This window comes from Legionella jordanis (assembly GCF_900637635.1).
Classification (GTDB): domain Bacteria; phylum Pseudomonadota; class Gammaproteobacteria; order Legionellales; family Legionellaceae; genus Tatlockia; species Tatlockia jordanis.
Genome location: NZ_LR134383.1, coordinates 725,405 through 740,687 on the forward strand (window position 1 = coordinate 725,405; position 15,283 = coordinate 740,687).

Genomic DNA, 15,283 nt, shown 5'->3' on the forward strand with positions numbered 1-15,283 from the left:
ATGCCTAAAAATAAGGGACAACCACACGTTACCGCATACACCACTCGTTTAGAAACTACCGAAAAGCAATTGGCGAAGGTCGAAGCGCTCAGCAGGTTAGAAGAAATCTATGAAAAACATTTAAGCGAAATCAATAAGCTTAAAATCCGTTGGCCAAATAACTTCGAACTTCCAGCCGATGTAAAAAAACGTGATGCGAACATCAGCACTCTGGTTCAAGCATTAAGAGTGAAATTTCAAACCGGAATGCAGCTCCAGGTGATAAGCAATTTACAGGAACTGGAAGCATTATCTTCCACTTGCATGCAAGAAATGTTAAAAATAAAAAATAATTGTGATTGGCTATTCAGTAAGCAAATTTTTAATGTCGAAGAAGAAATTAAAGCTCAATTAGAGGAAAAACGAGCAGATTTATCTGCAGCAACAAAACTCTCAGAACCTGAAGTTACTGTCAGCTCACCAGTTGCTATTCCTTCACAAGGCCTAGACAGTGTTCCTCACTTAAGCCAACAACCAAGTGCAATGTCTAAAGACGACAAAAATGAAACTCAGGTCTTGGTAACCGGCTCTTCCCTTTTTGGCGAGGAGTTATCCCAAACATTGGTGAAGCCAAATAATATGGCTCATGTTCGGGAAATGCAGTTAACCAAGGTTATTAGGCAACTTGAGCAACTGCAGCTAAAGATTGAACAATTAAATGACGATAAATACGGGGATGCAGCGAAGGCCTTACAATTTATACACACAGGAATTTCAACCGTCAACCAGCAGTTCATTGATGGAAACTTGACGAGGGAAGCTTATAGACAAGCCTGCGAACGTGTGTTTAAACAAGCGGACGTGGATGAGCTGCAAACGTTTCGTTATCTAAAAACGAAAAAAATTGCTGAAGTCCTCGTTAATCTGATTGCGTTAGTTGCTACCGCGTTTGTCGGTTATGGAGTTGCAGCCTGCGCCTTGAAGAGATACTCAGTATTTCAGTTCAACACAGATTCCACCAATCGAGTTAATAAGTTGCAGAGCGAGGTTGCGTGCGCTGCTTCCCCAGCCGCTTAAGGCGGTATTCTCCTTTTGTTATCCTGTGCAATGGGGATCTTAGGCCAACTGCTCACAGTTGGCCTCTTGCTCATTTCGGAGTACAATTGGCCTCCCGATAATCAATCCAACCCACCGCTTTGAATGAAAACAAAATTCCATGGCAAAACAGGGCCTCTTTACCGACGATTGCTGTCTTATACTAAGCCGTTTTGGCCTATTTTATTGCTGGGAATAGCAGCTAACATCTTATATTCCGCCATTGATGCGAGCTTTACCTATCTGATGCGCCCCTTTTTGGACAAAAGCTTCATCAACATTGATATGGAATTTGTAAAAAAAATACCCATTATTGTGTTATTGGGAATTACCATTCGAGGTTTGGTCAGCTCCGCTGGCAGTTATTGCATGACCTGGGTGGCTCGCTCGGTGGTGAAAATGCTCCGCCAAAAAGTATTTGCCCACATCATCTGCCTCCCCGCTGATTATTACGATGAAGCGACCTCTGGGCAATTACTCTCTAAAATACTCTACGATGTGGAGCAAGTAGCTCAAGTGAGTGCGGATGCCTTAACTGATTTTGTGCAAAACACATGCTTGGTTATTGGTTTGCTCATGGTCATGATGGTCATCAGTTGGCAATTGTCTTTAATGTTTTTATTGACCATCCCTTTTGTCGGGCTAATCGTTAATTACACCAATAAACGCGTGCGTCGAATTAGCCATAAGGTGCAGAAAACCATGGGGGAGGTAACCGAGATTGCTGGTGAAGCGATTGAAGGTTATCAGGTGGTCCGCATTTTTGGCGGTACAGATTATGAGATTAATAAGTTTAATCAAGCCACAGAAGCTTCACGGCGCAATGATATGAAAGTGGCGATTAGTAAGGCCATCAATGTTTCAGGCGTGCAATTTGTGATTGCGATTGGCATTGCGGTTATTATTTTTTCTGCCATTCAATTGGCCACCGTGATCACCATTACTGCCGGCTCTTTTCTCGCCATCATCGCAGCTATGCTTCAACTGATTAAGCCCATGAAAACCCTAACCACATTAAATGCAACCATTCAGCGAGGTTTGGCAGGAGCGGAAAGCATTTTCTCCTTATTGGACAAACCCATTGAAGTCAGCGCAGGTAAAAATTTACCCGCAAGAATTAGGGGGGCCATTGATTTTGAACAGGTAAGCTATGCCTATCGCCAGGGGCAAACGGTATTGCATAACGTGAGTTTTCACATCGCTCCCGGTGAAACGGTGGCTTTGGTTGGCCATTCCGGTAGTGGCAAGACGACTATTGCCAGTTTGCTGCCACGGTTTTATGAGGTCCAGCAAGGCTGCATTCGCTTAGACGGTGAATCCATCGCCGATATTTCATTAAGCAGTCTTCGTTCAAAAATTGCTTTAGTGAGCCAACATGTCACGCTGTTTAATGACAGCTTAGCCAACAACATTGCTTATGGTTGTTTCGATGCCTCGCGTGAGAAAATCATAGAAGCCGCTCGCATGGCGTTTGCGGATGAGTTCATTCGCTGTCTGCCACAAGGTTACGATACCAAAATTGGTGAAAATGGTGTGTTGCTGTCCGGCGGTCAAAGACAGCGTTTAGCGATTGCCAGAGCCATTTTGAAAGATGCCCCCATTTTAATTCTTGATGAGGCCACTTCGGCTTTGGATAATGAGTCAGAGCGTTACATCCAGGCCGCTTTAGAGCAAGTCATGCAAAACCGCACCACCATCGTGATTGCCCATCGGTTATCAACCATCAAGCGGGCCAATAAAATCATCGTAATGAGCAAAGGCCGTGTTGTCGAGCAAGGGACTCATCAGGACTTGTTAGCCCTGGATGGTTATTATGCACAGTTGTATAAAGCGCAAAAAACAGGTGTAGAGATGGAAGCCGAGCCAATACTGCTATGATGATTAACCCTGAAAAGCTATGGTATGGCCAGCATCCACTGCGCTGGCTTTTGTGGCCTTTCTCGCTCATTTATAAGGCGCTCTTGCCCCTGCGTCGTTCTTACCTTCAATTGTTCTGTCAAAAGAATTTTCCTATTCCGGTAATTGTGGTAGGTAATTTAACCGTTGGAGGAGTGGGTAAAACGCCTCTGGTTATTGCTTTGGCAAAGAAACTCCAGATGAAAGGCCTGCGAGTGGGTATTGTCAGCCGAGGTTATGGTGCTCAAATCAAGCAATTTCCTTATGAAGTCTCTTCCGGGGATTCGGCGAATAGGGTTGGTGATGAGCCTTTGCTTATGGCTCAAAAAACCAAGTGCCCTGTTGTTATTGCGCCTAGAAGAGCTGATGCAGTGCGATACCTTGTTGAAAAAAGGGGTTGCCAAGTGATCGTAAGTGATGATGGCCTGCAACACTATGCGATGGGGCGAGCAATCGAAATAGCAGTCATCGATGGGATTCGCCATTTTGGCAATGGCCTATGTTTGCCTGCAGGCCCGCTAAGAGAAGGGATAAGCCGGTTGAAGAATGTCGATTTTATCGTCGTGAATGGTGGCGAATGGCCTCAGGCTTATTCCATGGAAATGGCTCCTGGAAAAATCAAGCGTATTCTCACGGATGAAGAAATTGATGCAACTAATATTGGTGAACCTTTGGCTGCAGTAGCAGGAATTGGCAATCCAAAACGTTTTTTTATGACCTTGCATAATCTTGGAATTTCATTTAAAAAGTACCCATTCCCTGATCATCACCAGTTTCAACCACAAGAATTACAATTTGATGAAAAAATAGTGGTTATGACTGAAAAAGATGCAGTGAAGTGCCGTCCTTTTGCATCCGACTCCTGGTATTACTTGGCTATTGAGGCGAAACTGAGTGAATCGTTTTGGGAGGCATTATGGTCTCACCCGGCACTGATGCAGAGATTAGAACAAAATATTGGTGAACGGAATAATGTAAATGTGCATTGTGCTAATAAATAACCGTTCGTGATAATTGGAAATTCTGAATTCTCCAATCAACAAATACAAGGCAAGCATCAATGAGATTAAAATTGCAGAAGTTTTTTCTGGGCTTTGCATTCTTGACAGGAAGTTTTTTCGCCTTTGCCGCTAACGAACCTCCCTCCTTAGAACTTGAAAGCAAAAAAGTCTCGCTTGATGCCCTGCAGGGGGATTGGGTTTTTTCGGGGATTGTAAGCAATGAAAGTGGTGAGCTTTATAATTATTACTTTCAAATTCATCGTAATAACCAACAGTTTCATGCTGTCGCGACTTTGCTTAACTATCAAAGCAAATCCATTGTCATTTTTGATGAAAGCAACGCCACGATTGAAAAGCCGGATCCAAACAACTGGCATGTTGGCCACGCCTTTCTGCAGTTTAATCCAATCAATAACAGTTGGATTTTTGGCGTGAAAACAAAAGATAAAAAGGGCTTTAATTTCAAAGCCGATATGTTAAGTACAAGTGAACATCACGCTAATGCCCAGGATCTGCGCTCAGGAGTGGAGCTTCTTGTCAACCAAACAGGTCGGCTTAATGGCCACATCCAGACCGGCACTGGCGCAGATGAATTTGTGACTGGACAAAAGGCCTGGTTTAGACAAATCTGGATAAGCAAGCAACAAGATAGTTTGCATCCCTTCACCAGTGTTCTATGTGAATTCAATGACGGCAGCGGATTTTATGCAGTTCATTTGCAAGAAACGGATGCCTTAAGAGGGGCTACAGCAGGTTGGCGGGACCCTCAAGGGGTGCCATTGTCCATGTCGCAATTCGTCACTGTTAAAGAAGCGAAAGAGGGGCTTTGGAACATTAACATCGCATCTCCGAAAGTAGAATTGGTTCTTGAAAATGCTTTGGCAAAAGAAGTTGCGAAAAGTCAGTTAATTGTCGGCGTTACCAGCCATCTTTGGCCGGGGTTTTGTAGCATCAGTACAGCTGAAATAGGGCAGTCGACTGCGATCACTGAGCACGCTTGATTGTACTCAGTTGAATTGGGCAAGGAGAAATTGAAAGCCCTGAGAAAACAACTTAACCTTTGCTGTCATTTTACCGTGCCAGCAAACCTCAAATGGCTTACTTCTCTGGGAGCAAAAACACCAGGGCTGCGGCAATTAACAAACAACCTGGAATAACCAACAATGCGACTTGATAGGCGATTAAACTGGTTGTATCGGTTTCCAAATAATCGAGGATTAAACCTACTAAAGGCTGCATGAGAGGCGCACTTAACATCGCCAGGGTATTTGTAAATCCAGTGCAGGTGGAGAGTGCCTCTGCAGGTGCTAATTCGTTCGCGATGGAAAAAGCAAGCATATAGGCACCACAAGCAGCTCCTATCATAAACATAAACAGGGCGAGAAGAAGAGGGTGGGTAAAAGGCAAATAAAGCATTGCAACGATGAGCAAAGCGGTGCCTAGACAAGAAGCCAGCATCAAAGGTTTGCGCTTAGGGAACAAATTGGCCAAATAACCAAAAAGGGGACAGCTGACTGCTGCTCCAAGGAAGATCATTGAATCAATGATGCTTGCCATTTTCAAACTGCAGCCGAGTTTAATTTGGATGAAAGGCACAGCCCACATGGCGCCAAAAACAGTGATGACAGTGAAACTCAAGCCGACGAAGATACCATTGATCCAGGCCTGGCGGTTTAACAAGATGGGCAGCAACTGCTGGCGATAATTAAAACCAAGTCTTGAATTTTTGCTGGACGGGATGAATTGCCAACTCAGCAGGGCGATGAGAAGCCCAAGCACCACTGCTGCATTCATTATGCTTCGCCATCCCCAATGGGCAATAAAAGAACCCATGCTGAGCATGCCCAACATGGTGGCCAAAAACCCTAAGGTTTCTGACAGGCCAATCATGAACCCGAAATGTTTTAATGGGAAATGTTGACGCAACAAATGGGAAAGACCTACGAAAGCAAAGGCCGAGCCAGCGCCTATCATCATGCGGCCGATCATTAAGGAAAAAAGATTGTTACTGTGGGCAAAATAAAAACAACCTAGGCTGCATATAAGAGCATTCATTGCCAAAAGATAACGTGTATTTTTTCTATCAAATAGCATTCCTACTGGGATTTGCATGCTGGTATAAACATAATAAAACGAACTGCTCAATATTCCGGCTGCAAGAGCAGAAAAATGCTGTTCTTGCATAATTGCACCAATAATGACACCGGATGACAATTGCAAAAAAAATTGAAACAATACAAAGGAAACGCTAATGAGCCAGATGCCATATCGCCTGACTGTAGTGATCATGGGAACGCTGATTGAAGCCATTAATTCTGGTCTATGGATAAAAAGTGCCTGACTATACACAACTTTAATCCAATTGGGTATATCTCTGCACTAATCTTTACTGTGAGGCAAAATGAACCTACGCGATCTCCACTATTTTGTCACTCTTGCTGATGCCATGCACTTTGGGGAAACTGCCAAGCGTTGCCATGTTAGTCAGCCCACTTTAAGCATGCAAATTAAAAAACTTGAAGAAGAGCTGGGGGTTGTACTGTTTGAACGCCAGCATAAACAGGTTATGCTGACGGAAGCTGGCAAGGCTCTTCTCTCCCGAGCCCAAGGTATTTTAACTGAAGTTTCTGAAATGAAAGAGCTAGCCCGTCAATTTTCAAACCCTTATATGGGCGAGTTGCGTTTAGGTGCCATTCCAACCGTGGCGCCTTATTTATTCCCTCACATCATGCGACCTGTTCAAAAGGCATTTCCAAAATTGCGCGTATGGTTGGTAGAGGAGAAAACCGAACAGTTAGCGGAAAAATTAGCCAAAGGCCAATTGGATGCAGCCATTATGGCCACACCTGTTGCAGGGTATTTTGCTCATGAAGAGCTGTTTGAAGAGCCGTTCTATTTTGTTTGTGCCCCCAATGCTCAAGGAGGCAAAAAGCAGATGTCCGTTCAGGATTTGGCTGATGAGCACGTAATGCTTCTAGAAGAGGGGCACTGCCTTCGCGAACAAGCCATGGCCATTTGCAAAATGGCTAAAGGAAAGCCTCGGGCTGATTTTACTGCCACGAGCCTGGAAACTCTTCGTTTTATGGTGCAAGCTGGGATGGGAGTTACGTTGTTACCGGCTTTATCGCTCTATGGAAACCAACAAGGTTTAGAAATAATCCCTTTTACTTCGCCAGTTCCCACGCGAAGCATTGCATTATTCTGGCGTCCTGGAACGGCAAAGGTGAATTTTTTGGAATCTTTAGCAGCGCTTATTAGATCCGAGATGAAAAAGGTACTTAATAAAAACACTTTACTTTTGCAAACTTAAGCAATTTGATGAACTTTAATTAAAATGCCTGCTTGTGGATGGTCCAGATAATAGACATCCCCGCCTTTCAATCGTTGTTTTTGGGCCAAGAGGAAAGCCCCTTTGCCATCTGCGGTGGAGAAAAACAGGTTGCTGTCTAATAAATAGTAATTGGAACGGCGCACACGTATGGTTCCCTCAACTTGCCAGCCATCGCGATTTTGCTTGGGAATGAGTACAGCTTGTTGATTGTTTGCCGGTTGTAACCAACTGTAATGAAGTAATACATGGTATTTAGGGCTACGATTCAAAGCCCAGTATTCTGCGCGTAATTTAGAATTGGATACGGGCAGCAAACGGTAGGCTCCTTTTCCTTCCTTACGAAGAGGCATCGCATGCAAGGAAGAGGGTAATCCCCCCTGGAGATTGTCGCTCACCGAAGAAGCATTTTGATGCGTAAAGACAATAAGGTCAATTTGGTAAAGAGAGTTGCCTTTTCCCTGCACAAGACATGAAATCATCATCATGCCTACGACAATCATTTTCCTGAACATAGTTTCTTCTTGTTGGTTGCGTTAGGAGTTAATGCTAATTGCACTAAGCGCTTGATTATACACAACCGAATTGAGCACTAGAAGCCCTGATTAGCAAACAAAAGCATTCAGGGATTACTGTTGAATTAAGAAGGTTGAAACCTTAGTGAGCAGTAAAAGCAGCAAGCATGCATGTTAAATCAGGAAGCACTTAAGATTTAAAATTAACCTGGGGATTGCAGGGTTTGCTAATCGTGTATGAGCGTTTGCGACTGGCTTCAGTGGGGCTATTCATTTAATGAACAGCCCTTGAGACTTCAAAATCCTCATCCAACCTAATTAGGTTGATTGAATAAGTTTTTAATAAAGCAATTGATTTCCGCTAAAGGGATAGAATTAATCTCAGCTTTATCGCGAGCTTTGTATTCAATCAAGTTTTGCTCCAAGTTGCGTTCGCTGACCACCAGACGATGTGGAATCCCTATTAAATCGCTATCAGCAAACAAAACTCCGGGGCGTTCATTCCGATCGTCGAGCAACACGTCATAACCTTGCTCAATGAGTTGCGTATATATGGATTCTGCAGTTTGTTTAACAATGGCCGAACGATGACCATTGATTGGAATAATGACCACCTGAAACGGAGCCAGGCTTTGCGGCCACATAATCCCGCGCTCGTCATGGTGTTGTTCAATGGCAGCAGCAACGACACGGCTAATGCCTATTCCATAACAACCCATGATCATGGTTTGCAGTTGGCCTTGCTCATTAATGACCTGGGCATTCATGGATTTGGCGTATTTATCACCCAATTGGAATACATGCCCCACTTCAATCCCACGACAAGATGAGAGTCTCCCCTGGCCATCGGGACTTGGATCTCCTTCTTTCACATTACGCAAATCATATGCATCCTGATACTGGGCATCTCGTCCCCAGGCTGCATGCAGATAATGTTTGTCTGCTTGGTTGGCTCCACATATGAAAGAGGTCATCGCCAAAGCATGATGGTCAGCAATAACGGGAATTTGCAGGTTAACAGGTCCTAAGGAGCCGGCAGGAGCTTTCAATAGTTTTAAGATAGTCTCATCATCCGCAAATTCCAAGGGGGATTTAACTAAAGGATGCTTGGAAGCCTTGATCTCATTGAGTTCATCATCGCCTTTAAGCACCAGAGCGATTAAGGGATGTTCTTTGCCGACAACGATTAAGGTTTTTACCGTGTCTGCTGCATTCACTTGCAAGAAATTGGCTACATCCACAATGGTTTTCTGACCAGGGGTGTTAACCATCACCAGTTGCTCTTTTGGCAACGATTCGGCTTTGGGTGGCAGCATGGAGGTGGCTTGCTCAATGTTGGCTGCGTAGTTGCTTCCATCGCTATAGAAGATCAAATCTTCTCCAGATTCTGCCAAAACCTGGAATTCATGAGATGCTGAACCACCTATGGCACCGCTGTCTGCTTCAACAGCACGATAACGCAAACCTAATCTATCGAAAATTCGGCAGTATGCTTGATACATCCCATCATAAGTTGCCTGCAAGGATTCTTGACTTAAATGAAAGGAGTAAGAATCTTTCATAATAAATTCACGGGCTCGCATAACGCCAAAACGGGGGCGAATCTCGTCCCTGAATTTAGTTTGAATTTGATATAAATTAACAGGAAGCTGTTTATACGATTGTAACTCATTACGCATTAAATCCGTAATCACTTCCTCATGGGTAGGGCCAAAGCAATAATCGCGACCATTGCTGTCTTTCATGGTTAATAGTAAACCGCCAAACGTTTCCCAACGCCCTGTTTCCTGCCAAAGCTCAGCAGGCTGAACTGCTGGCATGAGCACTTCCATAGCTCCTGTACGGTTCATTTCTTCTCTAACGATTTGCTCCACTTTTCGTAAGACCTTGAGCCCCAAAGGCAACCAGCTGTATAAGCCTGAGCCAAGTTTGCGAATCATTCCAGCTCTCAACATCAGCTGATGCGATACGATTTCAGCATCATTTGGAGTTTCTTTGAGAGTAGCCATTAACCACTGAGATGCACGCATGCTTGCTCCTGCTAAAAATACAAAAGCAATTATTATATACTGCAGCGATGAACAAACAAGAGTTAAAGCTGGGCCTTTGCCAAATCGCATGAACACATTGACATATATTCAGACCTTTTACAAAGTGGTGCAATTACGAAGTTTTACGGCCGCTGCCAAACAACTTGGGATTTCCGTGGCTGCTGTCAGCAAGCAAATGCGTGCTTTGGAAATGGAGCTGGGAGTTAGTCTGCTAGAACGAACTACGCGAAGGTTGAGTTTAACAACAATTGGCCAAGCCTATTTTCGAGAAATAGAGCAGGTTCTTCAAGCTTTGGAACATGCCAAAACCGTAGTCGCTGCAGCTCAAGCTGAGCCAACTGGATTGCTAAGGGTAAAAAGTTCAAGGTTTTTTGCAGAAAATGTAATTTTGCCGCGCATGTTAATGTTTAGGCAAAAGTACCCTAAATTGGAGCTGGATTTGTCAATTGCAGAGGAAGTCCCTCATTTACTGGAAGAAAATCTCGATGTCGTGTATGGAATGTCCATGTCGGTTGCATCCAATTCCATTCAGAAAAAAATCAGTACGACCCGCTATGTATTTTGTGCTTCGCCTGCCTATTTGCAAGAAGCTGGAATGCCCAAAAAACCTACGGATCTCCAACAACATAATTATTTAACTCATAGCATGCGCTCCCCAAATGACAAATGGACTTTTCCGACGGGAGAAGTTGTTGTTTTAAAACCAGCACTCTACCTTAATGACGCAGCAACACTTGCAAGTTGTGCCATTCATGGATTAGGTATTGTAGCCTTGCATCATTATCAAGTTGCTGATGCTCTGGCGAAGGGGGAATTGGTGGAGTTATTTAAAGATTTGCCCATGCCAATCATTCCACTGTTTCTTTTTTATCATCCTGCCCGCTTTTTGCAACCGAAAATCCGGGTGTGGGTAGAAGCAATGAGTACTGGCTTAAAACCCTTCATGTAGTTTAAGCCAGCAAGCACCCCATCCTAGACGGATTCGTTTACTACGACAGTAGGGAGTCTTTTAGCCTGCTCCACTACCTTTTTCATCTTTAACTTTAACTTGCCTTGAGTTAACTCTTCCTGTTTTTCAAGTACAGAGGTGTAGTCATCAAAATTAACTTTTCCGCTGGTTACATCATATACCGCGCCCACAATTCCAATGCTGTCATGATCAATCATCTGTCTCAGAATTTCGCTGCCTCGGTAAATTTGAATCAAAGTATTTACTACATTTAATTCGGTGACATTTTTCACAAAATCACTGTTTTTACTGTTGCGATTGGTTTCGGTTTTGGTTTCTGCCAGAATCGCTGGCTGAATTTTTTCAAGAAGTTGAGTAATATGGCCCTTCTCCACACCATCGCAAGCAGCTTGAATTGCTCCACAACGGGTGTGTCCCAAAACCACAATGAGTTTGGCCCCCACCACGTTACAAGCGTATTCAATGCTGGCAAGAATGTCTTCATTCACTACGTTACCGGCTATGCGAACGCAGAATAAATCACCAAAGCTCATGTCAAAAATGGTTTCAACTGGAACTCGCGAATCGATGCAGCCCAATACCACCGCGATCGGATGTTGAGTTTCCGAGGTGTATTTAATGTCAATTTGCGAGCTTCGATGAATACGGGTGTCTTCTAGGAAACGCTGATTACCCTCTTTTAATAAACTTAAAACCTGATAAGGGGCAAGAGTTGCCAGGACGTCATAAGTGGTGACATTGATAAAATCAATATAATTATGAATGTCATAGGATTCTTTAAAGCCAATTAAATTTAAAGCAATTTGCTTTAACGGAGCTTGTTCGTCTTTAAATTCTTTGAGCAGTTCAATAATCTCTTTATCAATATAGGTGCTGTGACGGGCATCAATAATCAATTGTGAATGTTTAGGTATGGCATCCAGCTCAGCAATCAGGGAAGCTTTGTTTAAAAACGTGATTTGCTGAGGAAGGATCAAGCGCTGAGTCACACCAGTGGGATAAATTTCTTTCACAATATCCAGACGAGATTGGCTATTGGATTTTAAAATATAGAACAAGCTTATGGCGAGGCCAATGAGGATACCTGCCAGTAAATTAAAGGCTACAATGCTGATTACAGTGGCCAGGAAGGGAATGAAGCGATCGAGTCCCTGCGAATAGATCGTTTTGTAAATTGAAGGTTTTGTTAATTTATAACCGGTAAAAATCAATATGCTGGCCAAGGTGGAGAGAGGAATCTTGTTTAACCAGTTTGCTATAAGGAAAACTGCAAGAAAGATATAGATACCATGCAAAACGGCCGACATTTTTGTTTTCGCCCCTGATTGAATGTTAACAGAGGTCCTTACGATAACGGAGGTGATGGGAATGCCGCCAATCAAGCCAGCGATGGTATTACCGAAACCTTGAGCCATTAACTCACGGTCTTTAGAACAAATTCGGCGTTTCTTATCTAATTTTTCACCCGCCTTTACATTCAGCAAGGTCTCCAGTGAGGCTACGATGCCAATGATTAAGGCATAGACATAAATTTTTGGATTTTGCCAGGCACTCCAGTTTGGAAATTGCAGTTGGCTGAAGAAATCTGAAAAACCATCATGTTGAGGAATATTAACCAAATGCGGATTGTTCTGTGCCAGTGAAGAGTTGCTGAGTAAAAATACTTCGTTGATTAAAATGCCGGCTGCTACCACAACAATGGGTGCTGGGATGATCTGAGTCCATTTTGCCTTCGTTTTTTCGGCATAAATGAGAATAATGAAGGAAACTAAAGAAATTATCGCCGCCCCTTCGTTGATGTGATAAGCCAAATTGTAAAGGGGGTTGAAAGTGAGACTTTCAGTGGATTCCAGAAGATGAGATTTTAACTCAGTTGGGTATGACCTCGAATTAATGTACTGTTTTGTTTCTTATAAATAATTAGCAAATTTCTGCCAGACCGATCAAACCTGCTTGATTAATACGCTCCCAAAATTGTTCCCACCGACCTTTGGTTGATATTAGCGCTCTTAAATGCAGAACCATTGAAATACCCTGATTTTTCCACTTCATTCCTGATTGGCAGAGGCGTTGTTTAATGAGAGTCTTGCAAGCCGCTTCGGTAACCCCCGAGCCAATGGGCAAATTGTTCATTTGATAAAAGTTATAATCCATTCGTTGCCTTTGATTTTTAAAATAAGTAATTGCACTTTTTAGTTTGTCAACAAGCCCCTGTTTTTGTCTATTGGGTAGCATGTTACTCATTTCACTAAGCAATTGGGAGGCTGCATTAAACTCATGTTTTAATCGGTGACAGGCTAAATCGAGCCAAATTTTCCGCAGTGAAGTATCGATTGGATGCATGGCATGAGAAGCTTGTGCAAGATATTCAGTTGCATGAAAAAAATCGAGCACTTGATATTGGGTATGGCTCTCTAAAAAATCCCAATTCACTCGTGCACCATCAGCAATACCCACATAGGTTGCGTTAGGGTATTGCAATTTAATGCGGTACACCTCTCGCTCAAGACGCTCCAAAAAGTTCGCCTTGCCATATTCTGGCGCTGCCCCTAAATAAATAGTATGCAATCGTTCTCCAATCTTATTATACAAAGTAATTGTTCCTGTCATGGCTTCTCGCCAACCTTCATTGACCATGAGCACACAAGTACCATCAAGACTCACAGATACCGTGCTAACGACGTCATCAATTTTAGGCGTTTCATACATCCAGTCTGCTTCCACAGCTTGAGCAATTGAGCCCACCACATCCACAATATTTTGTAGAAAAGAACGGGCTACTGGACGGCCATGATTGGTTTTAAAATCATCCATGACCTCTTGTGCACTGAGTTGTGAGTATTTACTAGAAACTTGTTTAGCAAAGCGTGGCGTTGAACTGATAAGAGTTCGTGCTCGTTCATCTAAAGGACAGTAGGTTTTTCCTCCAGATGAGGTTTGATAAACGTAACGCTCCAAATGAACAGCACCATAAGGTGTCTCATAACATTTTCGGACTTTCCCCTTGCTTGTCATCCGAACATTGCCTATTTGAATAGGTGCCCCAGTGGTATCAAACCGCTTTAATGCCTCTGCTGTTGCAAGACTCCCCACTTCATTGACTGCGGATTGAATGGCCTCCTCCATATTCAGCATGGAGCCATCAAGTTTAACCCGTACTTGCAACACTAATTCATCACCATTTACAGCAATCACTTCAGCCATATCAATTACTACAAATCCGTTTTAAAATGGCGATAATATAATACCTGGTTTAGCAGTCAAGTTGGAGGACTCGTTATTGGGTGTTCCATTAATAAAAACAGATAAATGGATTCCTGGATGAAGCAAGGATAGAAATAAAGTATGAAACGCTGGGATCTGATTTCAATGCTGGATATAGGCCGGAAACTGTTTGCCAAGATCCATAAACAAAAACATCACGCCCACCATAACCATGATATTCATTTTTTAGCACGAGAATTAGATGATTGGCTAGTTGAAGGAGTTCATGCCCTAATCGATGGCAGTTATACACCACGATTTCTTAAGCGTTGTTATTTTCCAGAGGAAATGATTGACCAACTCCATCTTTCCGACCGTATCCTGCAACATGTTTTGCTGCACCAATTAAAACCCACATTTCCTTTTGTCATGAACCCTAATTGTTATCACCTTCATGGTCCAAGCGGGGTAAAGTATGCAACGGAGCAAGTGAAAAAAGTTCTTGAAGAGATGAGGCCAAAGTACCTTATTCGCGCGGATATTAAATCGTATTATAAATCTATTTCACATCATCAATTAGTCAAGGATATTCAGGCACATTACCATGATCCTAAACTGAATTTGATGTTGGAACGCATTATAGTCAATCCAATTGAAACACCAAGAGGTTATAAGAATCCAGATACAGGCATTGCGTTACGCGGCCCTTTATCCCAATTTTTTAGTGGCCTTTATTTAAAACCACTCGATGACGCATTCAATGAAATGGATGTGGCTTACTTTCGGTATCAGGATGACATTCTTATCCTGTGCCAAACCAAGCGCAGTCTCAATCGCTGTAAACAGCGTCTAATGCAAGTATTACAGGAAAGGCGCCTACGCTTGTCCGGTAAAAAAACGCGTATTGGGTCAATTGATAAAGGCTTCCATTTTTTAGGCATCCAATATCCAAAGACGCAACCTTTGGATAACACCACAATGACACAGGCTGTTGTAAACGTTCCTAACACGGAGCAAGTTGAACAAAATCAATCCAAATCGGGGGGGGGTAGAGACAATTTGGCAACCCGAAAAGCAGCCTCTTTTGCAAACACACATTGTTCCTCATGCAAGAACATTGCGCAAAGCGCGCGAGCAAGTTAACTGGATGGTCAAAGATGGGGTTTCTCCCCGGCGCATCATCAGTTACTTGCATCGATGGTGTCTGTGGTGGGTGAGAACAGCAGCACACTGGTTATACCAGG

Annotated in this window: 11 protein-coding genes and 1 pseudogene; 7 read left to right on the forward strand and 5 right to left on the reverse strand. The window is 43.2% G+C overall.

All coding sequences use genetic code 11. From position 1 onward, the window contains the following. From EL203_RS03475 to EL203_RS03490, 4 genes are all read left to right on the forward strand, one after another. Entirely contained in the window at positions 1–1,056 is a 1,056-nt protein-coding gene (locus tag EL203_RS03475; RefSeq protein ID WP_058470498.1) for a hypothetical protein, read from the forward strand. Between the two features lie 123 nt (positions 1,057–1,179). After that, a complete protein-coding gene (gene msbA, locus EL203_RS03480; protein WP_058470497.1) occupies positions 1,180–2,952 on the forward strand; it encodes a lipid A export permease/ATP-binding protein MsbA in 1,773 nt (590 codons plus the stop codon). Further along, positions 2,949–3,971 carry a tetraacyldisaccharide 4'-kinase gene (gene lpxK / locus EL203_RS03485; RefSeq protein ID WP_065236340.1) on the forward strand — a complete coding sequence of 341 codons (1,023 nt, stop codon included), beginning with the start codon at positions 2,949–2,951 and terminating at the stop codon, positions 3,969–3,971. Before msbA ends, lpxK begins: the two co-directional genes overlap by 4 nt. A gap of 59 nt (positions 3,972–4,030) precedes the next feature. Beyond that, positions 4,031–4,972 (forward strand): hypothetical protein, encoded by a 942-nt coding sequence (locus EL203_RS03490; protein ID WP_058470496.1) that lies wholly within the window; start codon positions 4,031–4,033, stop codon positions 4,970–4,972. Between the two features lie 97 nt (positions 4,973–5,069). On the opposite strand, the gene EL203_RS03495 is transcribed toward EL203_RS03490, so the two are convergent. Further along, a complete protein-coding gene (locus tag EL203_RS03495) occupies positions 5,070–6,281 on the reverse strand; it encodes an MFS transporter (RefSeq protein WP_082647140.1) in 1,212 nt (403 codons plus the stop codon). 91 nt (positions 6,282–6,372) lie between these two features. Between EL203_RS03495 and EL203_RS03500 the strand changes: the two genes are divergently transcribed. Next, positions 6,373–7,281, forward strand: a complete 909-nt coding sequence (locus tag EL203_RS03500; RefSeq protein ID WP_058470495.1) for a LysR substrate-binding domain-containing protein — start codon at positions 6,373–6,375, stop codon at positions 7,279–7,281. Here EL203_RS03500 and EL203_RS03505 read toward each other — a convergent pair. After that, a complete protein-coding gene (locus EL203_RS03505) occupies positions 7,278–7,814 on the reverse strand; it encodes a CsiV family protein (RefSeq protein ID WP_064108406.1) in 537 nt (178 codons plus the stop codon). The genes EL203_RS03500 and EL203_RS03505 overlap by 4 nt on opposite strands. A 314-nt stretch (positions 7,815–8,128) precedes the next feature. Continuing rightward, a complete protein-coding gene (locus tag EL203_RS03510) occupies positions 8,129–9,844 on the reverse strand; it encodes a proline--tRNA ligase (protein ID WP_058470493.1) in 1,716 nt (571 codons plus the stop codon). Positions 9,845–9,932: 88 nt separating this feature from the next. Between EL203_RS03510 and EL203_RS03515 the strand changes: the two genes are divergently transcribed. Beyond that, positions 9,933–10,814, forward strand: a complete 882-nt coding sequence (locus EL203_RS03515; RefSeq protein ID WP_064108410.1) for a LysR family transcriptional regulator — start codon at positions 9,933–9,935, stop codon at positions 10,812–10,814. A 23-nt stretch (positions 10,815–10,837) separates the two neighbouring features. Here the strand turns inward: EL203_RS03515 and EL203_RS03520 are convergent. Together EL203_RS03520 and EL203_RS03525 are read right to left on the reverse strand one after the other, a co-directional pair. Next, positions 10,838–12,706 (reverse strand): annotated as a pseudogene (locus EL203_RS03520) (bifunctional SulP family inorganic anion transporter/carbonic anhydrase); the annotation flags it as partial. A gap of 49 nt (positions 12,707–12,755) precedes the next feature. Further along, positions 12,756–14,039 carry an ISKra4 family transposase gene (locus EL203_RS03525; RefSeq protein ID WP_058472089.1) on the reverse strand — a complete coding sequence of 428 codons (1,284 nt, stop codon included), beginning with the start codon at positions 14,037–14,039 and terminating at the stop codon, positions 12,756–12,758. 141 nt (positions 14,040–14,180) lie between these two features. On the opposite strand from EL203_RS03525, the gene EL203_RS03530 reads away from it, so the two are divergent. Then, entirely contained in the window at positions 14,181–15,182 is a 1,002-nt protein-coding gene (locus EL203_RS03530) for a reverse transcriptase domain-containing protein (RefSeq protein ID WP_232004012.1), read from the forward strand. Positions 15,183–15,283: the final 101 nt, after the last annotated feature.

What these genes read in the sequence shown, in the direction of transcription:
- msbA (WP_058470497.1), top strand. Translation starts at nt 1,180, where the DNA reads ATGAAAACAAAATTCCATGGCAAAACAGGGCCTCTTTACCGACGATTG.
- EL203_RS03500 (WP_058470495.1), top strand. Translation starts at nt 6,373, where the DNA reads ATGAACCTACGCGATCTCCACTATTTTGTCACTCTTGCTGATGCCATG.
- EL203_RS03490 (WP_058470496.1), top strand. Translation starts at nt 4,031, where the DNA reads ATGAGATTAAAATTGCAGAAGTTTTTTCTGGGCTTTGCATTCTTGACA.
- EL203_RS03505 (WP_064108406.1), bottom strand. Translation starts at nt 7,814, where the DNA reads ATGTTCAGGAAAATGATTGTCGTAGGCATGATGATGATTTCATGTCTT.
- EL203_RS03530 (WP_232004012.1), top strand. Translation starts at nt 14,181, where the DNA reads ATGAAACGCTGGGATCTGATTTCAATGCTGGATATAGGCCGGAAACTG.
- EL203_RS03475 (WP_058470498.1), top strand. Translation starts at nt 1, where the DNA reads ATGCCTAAAAATAAGGGACAACCACACGTTACCGCATACACCACTCGT.
- EL203_RS03515 (WP_064108410.1), top strand. Translation starts at nt 9,933, where the DNA reads ATGAACACATTGACATATATTCAGACCTTTTACAAAGTGGTGCAATTA.
- lpxK (WP_065236340.1), top strand. Translation starts at nt 2,949, where the DNA reads ATGATGATTAACCCTGAAAAGCTATGGTATGGCCAGCATCCACTGCGC.
- EL203_RS03495 (WP_082647140.1), bottom strand. Translation starts at nt 6,281, where the DNA reads ATGGCTTCAATCAGCGTTCCCATGATCACTACAGTCAGGCGATATGGC.
- EL203_RS03525 (WP_058472089.1), bottom strand. Translation starts at nt 14,039, where the DNA reads ATGGCTGAAGTGATTGCTGTAAATGGTGATGAATTAGTGTTGCAAGTA.
- EL203_RS03510 (WP_058470493.1), bottom strand. Translation starts at nt 9,844, where the DNA reads ATGCGTGCATCTCAGTGGTTAATGGCTACTCTCAAAGAAACTCCAAAT.